The following is an 11,286-nucleotide window of genomic DNA, read 5'->3' as shown; positions in this document are numbered from 1 at the left end:
TCGCCCGCCCGGACCCTCGAACAGCTTCGAGTGCGCTTGCCTGACGAGGACCATCCGAAAGATCAACCCTGACAGTTATTCAGAAACAGGCCCCGAGTGCCCCGGAGTACTGGCGGGCCGCCGCCCCGACACAATCGGTGGAGGACTTCTCATCGCCGGTCTCGTCTACGATCAGCACCGCGTTGTCGTCGGCGAGTTCACCTGCCGTCCAGGCAGCGAGCCGGTCACGGGCCAGGTCGTGGTCGAAGCCGGAGCGTGAGAGGAATTGCTGCAGGCGGTGTGGGCCGCTGTGGCCGAGAGCCTCAGCGAGTGTCCAGCAGTTGCGGGCATCCAGCTCCATCAGCATCGCTTCGGTCATCTCCCGCGCCACCAGCCGCGGTTCTGGGCGCGGGAAGCAGTCCGCGATCTCGCCCAACGCCGCCCCGAACGCCGTCGTCCACGCCTGCTGGGCTATCGTGGCCTCTACGGCCACCTGATCCTTGATCGTCTTCACAAACGTTCATGATCACGGTGGTCGTTCCCATGCCCTCTGGCACCCGGGCAGCTTCCTGACCTGCGCGAACACATCAACGATCAAGAACTACAGCTGCCGTGTCTGTCGGGGATCTTGGATGGTTGAGGTCAGGTGCCGAGGGTGCGCCGGGACTTTGAGCGGGGGATTCCCCGCTGGTCCAGGAAGGTTTGGAAGGCGGTCGGCGGTCTCTGTGGAGAGGTGTCCGCGGTCTCCGGCCGGCCGCTGAGCCGTTCGATGTTCACGGCGATGGCGGTGAGCACGTGTTGGACGTGTGCTTTCGGCTGTCCTCGGTAGCGGCAGCGTCGCATGCCGTGGCCGTGGGCGAACTCGTTGACGGTGCCTTCCACTCCGGAGCGGACCGCGTAGCGGGTCTTCCACTCGGGGGGCTGTTGCTCAGGGCTTCGGCGTTGTCGTGCGGGGCCCGGTTCATGGCGGTCTGTCAGCTCGGTGGTGTCCGGAACATGGCAGGCACGGGCTTCCAAGATCATGGAGTCCTACCTTTCAAGTGTGGGTTTCCGCTGGTCATTCGTAGGATCGGTGGGCCCAGGGGCTCCCGGTATTTGTGTCCTGAACATGAATGGAGCTGGTTGTAGGAGCAGTTCTTGAAGTGCTGCTGTGCGGAAGACGAAGGTTGTTTGGTCCTTCGAAGTCGCCCTGCGGGGGGAGGCTTCAAACCACCTCGTGCTGCGTTGGCTGAAGACCGTCGTGGTGAGCGACGAGGAAAAGGCGTCGTAAGAGGCGTCAGGTGGGGACCGGGAAGACGAACGCAAGTGAATCGCTGCTGACGTATCGTAAGAGTCAAAGGTGACATCAAAACCGGGGTGTATACCCAATCCCGGGATATGTCTGGCGGGTGCCCGTTTACTGGCCAGGCGGTGTCCGGCATGCAGGCGACGTGAGCCCAGTCTGCGGCTTCCGCATGGAACAGGAGAAGGCGTGCCTTGCCGCTGCCCGTCTGGACAGCGGGTGGGAGGGAGTGTCCCAAGCAGCCGACACTGCAAGGGATCGAGTACCGAGGCCAGGTGCGCCGGCGGACCGGCTCGTAGTAGTGGTGAAGCCCCTGTAACGGGGGCGGAGCGAAGGGGCCGGGTCGTTCGTGGCTGAGTTGATCGCGTCAACCGGGCTGTGCCCGGGAGGAATTCGGTGGACCAGTTGAAGTCACAGGCCAAGTCGTTTGAGATTTCGAAGTGGGAAGTCAAGGAGGCGTGGGAGGAAGTCAGGGCGAACAAGGGCGCTCCCGGAGTGGACGGGCAGTCTCTTGACGAGTTCGAGAAGGACCTGAAGGGCAACCTCTACAAGGTCTGGAACCGGATGTCGTCGGGGTCTTACTTTCCGCGGCCGGTGCGCGCGGTGGAGATTCCGAAGCCGCATGGCGGAGGGACAAGAATCCTCGGGATTCCTTGTGTGGCTGACCGGGTGGCGCAGACTGTGGTGGCCAGGCATCTCATGCGCCGGGTGGAGCCTGTATTCCATCCGGATTCGTATGGATACCGGCCCGGACGATCGGCGCTGGACGCGGTCGCACGCTGCCGGGACCGCTGCTGGAAACGGAACTGGGTCATCGACCTCGATGTCGCCAAGTTCTTCGACAGCGTCCGGTGGGACCTCCTGGTCAAGGCGGTGGAAGCTTACACCGACGCCGTTTGGGTGATCTTGTATGTGCGGAGGTGGCTGGAAGCGCCGATGCAGCAGCCTGACGGCAGCCTGCTGGTCCGGGACCGGGGAACCCCGCAAGGGGCTCCGGTCTCGCTCGTGCTGGCGAACCTGTTCATGCACTACGCGTTCGACACCTGGCTGGCCCTGGAGTATCCGGGTGTCTGGTTCGAGCGTTACGCGGACGACGCAGTGATCCACTGCGTCACCGAGCGGCAGGCCAGGGAGGTCTTGGCCGCGCTGGTGGACAGGATGGAGCAGGTCGGGTGTTGCGTGCCCCGCGGATGGACGAAGGGGTCCGGGCGGCAGCCCAGATCCTCCTCACCGCCCGGGACGAGCTCACCGGCGAGCGGACCCGGGCCGTGAACGCCTTGACCGCCCTCGTCCGCGTCGCAGACCTCGGCATCGACGCCCGGCGTCCCGTCGGCGCGAAGAAGATCGACGAGATCGCCCGCTGGCGCCCCCGCGAGGAAGGCCTGGCAACCACCACCGCCCGGCGCGAAGCCATCCGGCTCGCCAAGAGGATCCTCACCCTAGACGCCGAGCTCACGGACAACATGAACCGGACCGCCGAACTCGTCGAGGATTTAGGCTTCGACCACGTCGCGGTCGGCAACCGACTCCTGGACAGCGGGTTCGGCCTCGACACCGACCCGCTCGTGCTGCTGTCGGCCGTCGCGGGCGCCACGACGCGCCTACGGTTGCTGACGTCCGTGCTCGTCGCGCCGTACTACCCAGCGCTGGTGCTCGCCAACCAAGCGGCCACCCTGGACGTCGTGTCCGGCGGCCGCCTGATCCTGGGCGTCGGCACCGGCTGGAACCCGGACGAGTTCGATGCTGTCGGCGTACCCGCGCGCGAGCGCGGCGCACGCACCGACGACCACCTCGCTACCGCCAAGGCCCTGTGGACGCGGCGCCCGCAGACTTCGACGGGCCGTTCACAACACTGCGCGCCGCGCATCTGGGAGTTCCTCCGGTCACCCCAGGTGGCCCGCCCGTGTGGGTCGGTGGGCACAGCGACGCCGCCCTGCGCCGCGTGCTGCGGTTCGGCGACGGCTGGTACGGCACCGGCGCCGACCCTGCGGAGGTCACCGACGTGCGACGCCGGCTGCACGAACTCTCAACTGACGCAGGGGAGGCCGACCGGCTCATCCTCGCCTCGGCTGCATTCCTCACCCTACCCGGCGTCCCCGCGGCCGTACCACCACCGGGACGGCCACTCGGCGGCGTCACGCCCACAGCAGCGAGCGTCACCGACGACCTCGGACAGCTCGCCGAGGCTGGACTCACTGCCTGCACCCTGTGGCTGCCCGTCGCGGCTGCCCATGTCGGAGACGCGATGGAATGGATCGCAGCCGAGGTCGCGCCACAACTCACCTGAGGCGTGACCGGAAAGATTGGCCGGGTCGCTCAGGCCGCGGCGGCGACGGGGCGTCCGCCCCAGCGGATGCCTCTCTCGCTGCGGATTCGGGCGCGTTCCTTGCGTTCGGCGGCCAGGATGTCGCGGTGGCGGGCGTTGGCGTTGCGCCAGCGCAAGTAGGCAAGCAGGGAGCGGGTCTGGACGGTGTGGTTGGGGTGGTTGGGGTTGGCGATGGTGAACTGCCTCAGCGGTCCGAAGTGGGCTTCTATGGGGTTCGCCCAGGAGGCGTAGGTCGGGGTGAAGCACAACTCGACCTTGTTCTTCTTCGCCCAGCGACGGATGTCGGTGCCCTTGTGGGCGGACAGGTTGTCCAGGATCACGTAGATGGGTGCGCCGTCGGGTCGGGCGGCGCGGATCGACTTCAGCGCGGCCAGCGTGTTCGCGGCACCCTTCTTGCGGCGGTTGACGCCCCACAGGCTGTCGTCGCCGACCGAGTAACAGCCGTGGAAGTACCGGACGCCGTGGGTGCGATGGTAGGTGGCGGGCAGCCGGTCGGGACGCCGTAGTTGGGCCCAGCCCGAGCCTGCGGTGGGGCGGATGCCGAGCGGGCCGAACTCGTCGAAGGCGAAGACCCGGTCCGGGAAGCGGTCCAGCACCTCTTCGATCCGGTCGAGCTTGGCGTCACGCTCGGGGTCCGGGGACTCCTTCCACGTCTTGGTGCGCTGGAAGGTGATCCCGCGGCGGGCGAGCAGGCGGCGTAATGCTTCGCGGCCGATGCGGATGACCCGGCTGTGGACTTTCCGCAGGTAGGCGACGAGCTTGCGCAGCGACCAGCGGGTGAAAGGCTGGCCGAGCTTGACCGGGCGAGTGGTGGCCGTCCTGACGACGAAGTCCTCCTCGTCAGGGGTGAGCAGGCGGGGGCGGCCTCCCGCCCACTGAGGGTCCAAGCAGGCCAGACCGATCTCGTTGAACCGATGGATCACGTCGCGGACGGTGTCCTCGTCGGCCTGCACCAGCTTTGCAATCACGGGCACCCGGTTGCCGCCGGCCGAGGCCAGCAGCATCATCGCCCGCCGGTATCGCACCGAGTTGGTGCTGCCCCGGCGCACAATCTGCTGCAGCCGCTGCCCCTCCTGGTCGGTCAGTCTGCGCACACGCACAGGCTCGGCCACCGCACCTCCAGCGATCGGATCGGACCTCACCGCACATCCAACCGCCACGACCACCAACCCGGTGAACCTTCCTGGTCAGAGCACTAGGGAGCACTGCTCGAGCTATTCGACCTGGAGTGAGGGGCTGGCCAGGGAGCGCAGTTGGCTTCGCGAGGCGACGCCCAGTTTGCTGAAGACGTTGCCGAGGTGCCATTCGACGGTGCGGGGGCTGATGAACATCTGCGCGGCGATTTCGGCGTTGCTGAGGCCGGATCTGACGAGCTTGGCGATATGGGCCTCCTGGCTGGTAAGTCCGGCCATGGTCCCGGACGTGCGTTTGCGGACCGGCTCGCCTGTGGCGAGAAGCTCCCGGCGGGCGCGTTCGGCGAAGCCAGCGGCACCGATCCTGTGCAGGAAATCGTAGGACGCGCGGAGTTGGGCGCGGCTCTCACGGCGGCGGCCCTGTCGGCGCAACCACTCGCCGTACAGGAGCCGGGTGCGGGCGAGTTGTGTGGCGATCCTGGTGGTGCTGAGGCGGTCGATGGCCTCTTGGTAGTGGGCGTCGGCGTCGTGGTCCTCGGTGAGCAGGGCGCGCGCGCACGCTTGTGTGCCCAGCGCCCAGTTGGTGCCACTGGCCGTGGTGCGTTCGGTGAGCGCCGCCATGGCCTCCGTCGCAGCCCCGGGTTGTCCACTGCGCGCAGCGGCTTCCACGAGTTCGAGCAGCGCCCAACCATAGAAGCCCAGGTCCTCGTACTGGCAGGCACGGCGAGCTGCCGTCAGGGCAGCGTCGTAGCGTCCGAGCCCGTTGTACAGCACCGACGTGGCGTACTCGGCGAAGCTGATCGTCCGTCCTTCACCGCGGGTACCGGCGTCCTTGATCCCAGTCTGGATGACGTCCAGAGCCGCGGACTCCTCTGCCTGCCAGGCGTTGACCAGTAGAGCGGGGTAGATCATCGGTGGGCTGCCGGCGGCCTGGGAGATGGCGGAGGCCTCGTCGATGAGCGCCGTCGCCGTGGTGAAGTTCCCGGCGTGGACGTGATAACTCGCCTGGTAGGTCAGGGACATCGGCAGGACGGACAGAGCTCCGGTCTCCCTGGCGATACGTACGGCATCGGCGGCGAGCGTGTGCCATGCCTCGTCGTCCCACAGTTCGGGGGCAAGCGGTTCGGGCGTGACGGGGCAGGCGAGCCAGAGGTAGCGCCGTTCGATGTCGGTGGCCTCCGACCGCTGATCGCGTCTGACGACCTGCAGTGCGTTGCGGAGGCTGTCGACGCTGGCCGCGTAGCCGTCGACGAGCACGTTGGTCATGGTGTCCAGGAGCACGTCGACGGTGCGCGGCGGTGTGGAGGCGGGCGGGCCGCTGCGAGCCGCGAGGGCGACGGTGCGCTGCTGGAGCCCCTCACTCAGATGGCCGGCGAAGACCGCAGCGTTGACGGCTTCAAGGAGGGTGTCGCGGGCCAGGGCGGCGTCGAGGGGAACGAGGCGTTGTGCGGCCTGGAGGAGGAGTTTGGGGGCGGCGCTGCCACGGACCTGGGAGAAGATCAGCCGGGCGCGCAGCCGCTCGAGGCGGGCGCGCTGCAGGTCGTCGAGGGGGCCGCCTTCGGCGAGCGCCACCATGTTCTGGGCCTGGACGGCACCGCCGGCGTCGATGTCCAACTGGGCGGCGGCCAACGCGCGGGAAACGCGTCTGGCGGGATCGGCCGTCAGCTCCGCCGAACGACGCAGGAACGCCGCCGCGGCGGCCGCTCCGCCCCGACTCTGGGCACGGTCGGCAGATGCCTCGAGGCTCTGGGCGATCTCCTCGTCGGGTCCGCTCGCGGCCTGGGCCCCGTGCCAGGCCTTCCGGTCGGGGGCGAACCGCGCGTCGGTAGCGTCCGCCAACGCCTGATGGGCTGCCCTGCGTTCCGGCGGCAGCGTCCTCTGGTAGATCGCGGAACGCACCAGCGGGTGGTGGAACCGCACCCGGCCGTCGATCTCGACCAAGCCCGCGATTTCGGCCGCGGCTGCCGCGTCCGCCGGAATTTGCTGGGCCGCCGCAGCCCGTCGCAGGAGGGCCGCGTCGCCGGTGGGATCGGCCGCGGCGATGACCAGCAGGCGCTGCGTTTCCTGGGGCAGCGACGTGAACCGGCGGTGGAACGCGTCCTCGAGGTTCTTGGCCAGGGTTTGCGTTCCGGGCTGCGCGTAGCCGCCGGCGAGATCCGTGAGCCCGGCGCGCGGCAGTTGCAGCAGGGCCATCGGATTGCCTTGGGCCTCCTTCACGATCTGGTCGCGGACCTGTGGGTCGAGCGGCGCGTGGAGAGTGGCGCCGAGCAGCTCGCGGGAGTCCGGTTCTGACAGGCCATGGACGCTGAGCTCCGGCAGGTCCGCCAGTTCGGGAAGGCCCGGTTCGCGCTCCGCGAAGATCATGAGAAGTGACTCGGCCTTGATGCGCCTGGCGACGAAGGCCAACACCTGGCGGGATTCTTCGTCGATCCAGTGGGTGTCGTCGATCAGCAGGGCCGTGGGCTGGCCGTCGGCGGCGTTCGCCAGCAGGTTGAGGACCGCGAGCCCGACCAGGAACGGGTGCGGCGCCTCGCCAGCGCACAGCCCGAACGCGACGGACAGAGCATCGGCCTGCGGCCGGGGCAGGGCGTCCAGCCCCTTCAGCAGGGGCGTGCAGAGCTGTTCCAGGCTTGCGAAAGGCAAGTGTATCTCCGATTCGACACCGGTGATCGCGAGGGTTCTGAATCCAGAGGCCGCCTCGCCCGCGTAAGCCAGGAGCGCCGTCTTGCCGATGCCCGCATCGCCTCGCAGGACCAGGACCGCGCTTGTGCCACCCCGGGCTCGGACCACGGCATCCTCGAGTGCCTGAACTTCACGACCCCGGCCCTGCAACGCCTTCACAGCAGCTCCACCCATGGTCAACAGTCCTTGTCGGAGGCGCGGCCAGGGTGAAGCTCGCACGGGCTATTCATTCGCTCAACAGATATCACCCGGAGCCGCACACCTCACAACGTATCCGATTTTACGTCACAGCCTCCAGAGACGCTGCGTACGTACTGGAGTCACTTGCGTACGGATCGTTTTATCGGTACGTTCCAAGAGTTTAGAGTTATATCCTGAATTGTCGCATACGAGAGACGCGTCGAATCTTTGTGACGTCCTGACAGGCCCTGCCCTCTGGTCGCCACCGGCGGGCGGGACCCGTTGTACATGCCTGCAACCCGCCGGAATCCAGCACCACCAGCAACTTCGGGCACACCCAGGGCCGAAACCCGGGGGTTTTCCCGGGGGTGAAGGAACCTCGTCGGTGGATATCTTTGCCGAGTCTCAGCCAGCATGGGCAACGCCCGATGCTTGATCACCGCCGCCCAGAGGAAATAACAGACCGAGTTCTGCCTCCGTGAGATGCAACACATAGTTCACAGCAAATGCGGGTGCTTGCGGTCTGTAGGTGCCTTCATGCTGTTGCCAGACCCCAGTGCAGGCCCGAATCGGCGCAATGGCCCTCAGATTTTTGGCCCCGCGCCCAGGGAAAGAACACTCCTTTACACAGTTCAAAGAGAAAATGACCTACGTCAAGGAGAACCCTCATGTCCGGCAACACAGCCATCCGGCCCTTCACGTTCGAATTCACCGACGCGGAGCTCGATGATCTCCGCGCTCGCGTCCGGGCGACACGCTTCCCCGAGAAGGAGACTGTCGACGACCAGTCGCAGGGCACCCAGCTCGCCACGCTGCAGGCCCTCGCCGAGTACTGGGGCACGGAGTACGACTGGCGCAGGATCGAGGCGAAGCTGAAGTCCTATCCGCACCTCGTCACCGAGATCGACGGGCTGGACATCCACTTCATCCACGTCCGCTCCCGCCACGAGAACGCGCTGCCCGTCATCGTCACCCACGGCTGGCCCGGATCGGTCATCGAGCAGATCAAGATCATCGACCCGCTGACCGACCCGACCGCACATGGCGGCGATGCGTCCGACGCGTTCGACGTGGTCATCCCCTCCCTACCGGGCTACGGGTTCTCCGGCAAACCCACAGCCAAGGGCTGGGGTCCTGAGCGCATCGCCCGCGCCTGGGGCGAACTGATGAAGCGCCTCGGCTACACGAAGTACGTCGCTCAGGGCGGCGACTGGGGTGCGGTCGTGACCGACACCATGGGCGTCCAGGAACCCGAAGGGCTCGTCGGCATCCACACCAACATGCCGAAGGTGATCCCGCCCGCCATCGAACTGGCTCTGATCGCCGGCACCCCCCTCCCGGACGACACGGTTCTCGCCGACGACGAGCAGAAGCGTGCCGTCGAACAGCTCGACTTCGTCTACCGGCACGTCTACTACGCCTACATGATGGCCTCACGCCCGCAGTCTCTGGCCGCACAGGCCGACTCCCCCGTCGGCATGGCCGCGTTCCTGCTCGACCACGACGCGAAGAGCCTCGCTCTGATCTCACGCGCCTTCGCCGGCGTAAAGGAAGGCCTCTCGCGCGACGACGTCCTCGACAACGCCACGCTGTTCTGGCTCACCAACACCGCTATTTCCGCGGCGCGCCTCTACGCAGAGAACACCGCTCCCTTCTTCAGCGTGAAGGGCGTGAAACTGCCCACCGCCGTCAGCGTCTTCCCCGACGAGCTGTACCAGGCACCGCGGAGCTGGGCCGAAGAGGCGTACCCCAACCTCATCCACTACAACCAGGTCTCCAAGGGGGGCCACTTCGCCGCCTGGGAGCAGCCCGAACTGTTCGTCGACGAACTCCGCGCCGGATTCCGGTCCCTGCGGTAGCCAACATGTTCAAGGGCCCCCACATGCCTTCGCTCGCCGGGGCGGCCGAGTGGCTCAACACCGAGCCGCTCGGCCGCCCTGACTTGCGCGGCCACACCGTCCTGGTCGACTTCGGAACGCTGACCTGCATCAACTGGCTGCGCACCCAGCCTTACACGCGCGCCTGGTCGCAGGCGTACCGCAACGACGGCCTGGTGGTCGTCACCGTTCACACACCCGAGTTCTCCTTCGAGTACGACGTCGACCGCGTGCGGACCGCCGTAGCCGACCGCGGCATCGACTATCCGGTCGCCGTCGACAACGACTACGCCATCTGGAACGCGTTCGACAACCACTACTGGCCCGCGCTCTACTTCGTCGACTCCGACGGCACGGTCCGCGGCCGGCACTTCGGCGAGGGGAGTTACACCAAATCCGAACGCCTCCTGCAACGACTGCTCGGAGTCGACCGCAAGCCCGTCTCCGGATCCGTGACGGGGTTCGGCGTCGAGGCCAAGGCAGACTGGCGTCGTCTGCGCTCACCGGAGACGTATCTGGGTTATGGGCGCAGCGAGAACCTGGCCTCGCCCGACGGCCTGGCGTTCGACGAGCCGTTCCTCTACGAGGTTCCCGAGTACCTCGGCCTCAACGCATGGGCCATGGAGGGGCAGTGGACCGTCGGCGTCGAGAGCGTCGTACTGAACGAGGCTGGCGGGCGCATCGTCTGCCGTTTCCACGCGCGCGACGCCAACCTGGTGCTGTGCACCAGATCGCCCGACCCGATCCCGTTCCACGTCCGCGTCGACGGCCGCCCGCCTGGACCCTCCCACGGCGTCGACGTCGATGAGGCGGGCCGTGGCCTGCTCCGCGAGGGGCGCCTCTACCAACTCATCCGTGAAGCCGACTCCGTTCACGAACGCACCCTGGAAGTAACGTTCCTGCGACCGGGCGCCGAGGCATACGCCTTCACATTCGGCTGACGCGTGTGTCACGGTTCAAGATTTCCCGCATGAGTTCCGGAGCCCTCATGGCGACCACCGCGCCCCCTTGCTCGACCATCCCAGGTCTTCCCGCATGTCGTACGGGTGGCCGATCAACCGATCCACCGAACATCGCATTCGGCAATGGGCGGAGACAGCAGCGATGCGAAACGCCCACGTTATCCGAAACGGTCGGTTGGCCTACCGGCCCATTCCGGCCAGCAGGTGAAGTCCAGTGACAACGACGAGAGCCGAAACAGTTCCGGACGGTGGGCCCAAGGCGCCGCCACTCTTCAGAACCGCTCCGAGCGGAACGCGCCCGATATCGCACAACACACAGAAATCGACCAACAGGTCGCGAACAGTATGAGGTAGAGGATGGCCGTGAACCCCGTGAGCCCCTTGAGCCCCGTGAATGCCAGGGACACCGACGACGCGATACGCCGCGCGCGGTTCGGCCGGCTCCCCGAGCGTATTCGCTTTGAGGACATGACCCAGGAAGTCGTGGCGGTGCCCGGGCAGACCGCGAACATCTACGACCCGGAGGGCGCATTCAAGCACTACTCCTGCCTGGCACTCGACTTGGGCCTGTAGACACAGGGCGATCCATTGTCAGGGTGTCCACTCCAAAGGATCAGCCTCACTCGCAGCATGAACCCCCGTGTCCACACTCCGGGGGACGCCTCAACCGCCCGCATCACCCTCGACCACCGCCAAGAACGTCATAGCCAGGGTCTACCAGATGTCCGTGACATGGCGCTGATCGACTGTCGCCTGAAGTTGGAATGGGCTCAGTTATTCGTCGGCTTGGTTTTCGCTCGTATATGATTCACCCATGGGGAAATCTGATGGATAATTCTGGTCGATGCCGGGTGCGCTGAGATCA

The 11,286-nt window shown here is 66.7% G+C and carries 8 protein-coding genes and 1 pseudogene; 5 read left to right on the top strand and 4 right to left on the bottom strand.

All coding sequences use genetic code 11. From position 1 onward, the window contains the following. Positions 1–79 precede the first annotated feature (79 nt). Positions 80–493 carry a transposase gene (locus ACFYOH_RS43700; protein ID WP_388637675.1) on the bottom strand — a complete coding sequence of 138 codons (414 nt, stop codon included), beginning with the start codon at positions 491–493 and terminating at the stop codon, positions 80–82. 128 nt (positions 494–621) lie between these two features. Then, positions 622–1,002 (bottom strand): transposase, encoded by a 381-nt coding sequence (locus ACFYOH_RS43695; protein ID WP_388637673.1) that lies wholly within the window; start codon positions 1,000–1,002, stop codon positions 622–624. A gap of 655 nt (positions 1,003–1,657) precedes the next feature. Between ACFYOH_RS43695 and ACFYOH_RS43690 the strand changes: the two genes are divergently transcribed. After that, positions 1,658–2,533, top strand: a complete 876-nt coding sequence (locus ACFYOH_RS43690) for a reverse transcriptase domain-containing protein (protein WP_388637670.1) — start codon at positions 1,658–1,660, stop codon at positions 2,531–2,533. Beyond that, positions 2,452–3,548, top strand: a pseudogene (locus ACFYOH_RS43685) (TIGR03619 family F420-dependent LLM class oxidoreductase). Before ACFYOH_RS43690 ends, ACFYOH_RS43685 begins: the two are co-directional and overlap by 82 nt. Positions 3,549–3,577: 29 nt before the next feature. On the opposite strand, the gene ACFYOH_RS43680 reads toward ACFYOH_RS43685, so the two are convergent. Continuing rightward, positions 3,578–4,699 (bottom strand): IS630 family transposase, encoded by a 1,122-nt coding sequence (locus ACFYOH_RS43680; RefSeq protein WP_388637667.1) that lies wholly within the window; start codon positions 4,697–4,699, stop codon positions 3,578–3,580. A 102-nt stretch (positions 4,700–4,801) separates the two neighbouring features. Further along, entirely contained in the window at positions 4,802–7,576 is a 2,775-nt protein-coding gene (locus ACFYOH_RS43675; RefSeq protein WP_388637665.1) for an AAA family ATPase, read from the bottom strand. Positions 7,577–8,250: 674 nt separating this feature from the next. Here ACFYOH_RS43675 and ACFYOH_RS43670 point away from each other — a divergent pair. The 3 genes from ACFYOH_RS43670 (at position 8,251) to ACFYOH_RS43660 (ending at position 10,994) form a co-directional block, all read left to right on the top strand. Further along, on the top strand, positions 8,251–9,441 hold the full coding sequence (locus ACFYOH_RS43670) for an epoxide hydrolase family protein (RefSeq protein ID WP_388637662.1): 1,191 nt from the start codon (positions 8,251–8,253) through the stop codon (positions 9,439–9,441). A gap of 5 nt (positions 9,442–9,446) precedes the next feature. Beyond that, entirely contained in the window at positions 9,447–10,400 is a 954-nt protein-coding gene (locus tag ACFYOH_RS43665) for a hypothetical protein (RefSeq protein ID WP_388637659.1), read from the top strand. A gap of 378 nt (positions 10,401–10,778) precedes the next feature. After that, the gene (locus ACFYOH_RS43660; protein WP_388637656.1) at positions 10,779–10,994 is read left to right on the top strand and encodes a hypothetical protein; all 216 of its coding nucleotides are present in this window, start codon (positions 10,779–10,781) and stop codon (positions 10,992–10,994) included. Positions 10,995–11,286 lie beyond the last annotated feature (292 nt).

It is taken from the genome of Streptomyces sp. NPDC007856, assembly GCF_042868225.1.
Lineage (GTDB): Bacteria > Actinomycetota > Actinomycetes > Streptomycetales > Streptomycetaceae > Streptomyces.
Note: the sequence above shows the minus strand (reverse complement) of the source record. Positions and strands in the feature narration are given on the sequence as shown.

Coding starts and splice junctions, on each gene's coding strand:
- ACFYOH_RS43665 (WP_388637659.1), top strand. CDS start 9,447: ATGTTCAAGGGCCCCCACATGCCTTCGCTCGCCGGGGCGGCCGAGTGG.
- ACFYOH_RS43670 (WP_388637662.1), top strand. CDS start 8,251: ATGTCCGGCAACACAGCCATCCGGCCCTTCACGTTCGAATTCACCGAC.
- ACFYOH_RS43660 (WP_388637656.1), top strand. CDS start 10,779: ATGGCCGTGAACCCCGTGAGCCCCTTGAGCCCCGTGAATGCCAGGGAC.
- ACFYOH_RS43695 (WP_388637673.1), bottom strand. CDS start 1,002: ATGATCTTGGAAGCCCGTGCCTGCCATGTTCCGGACACCACCGAGCTG.
- ACFYOH_RS43675 (WP_388637665.1), bottom strand. CDS start 7,576: ATGGGTGGAGCTGCTGTGAAGGCGTTGCAGGGCCGGGGTCGTGAAGTT.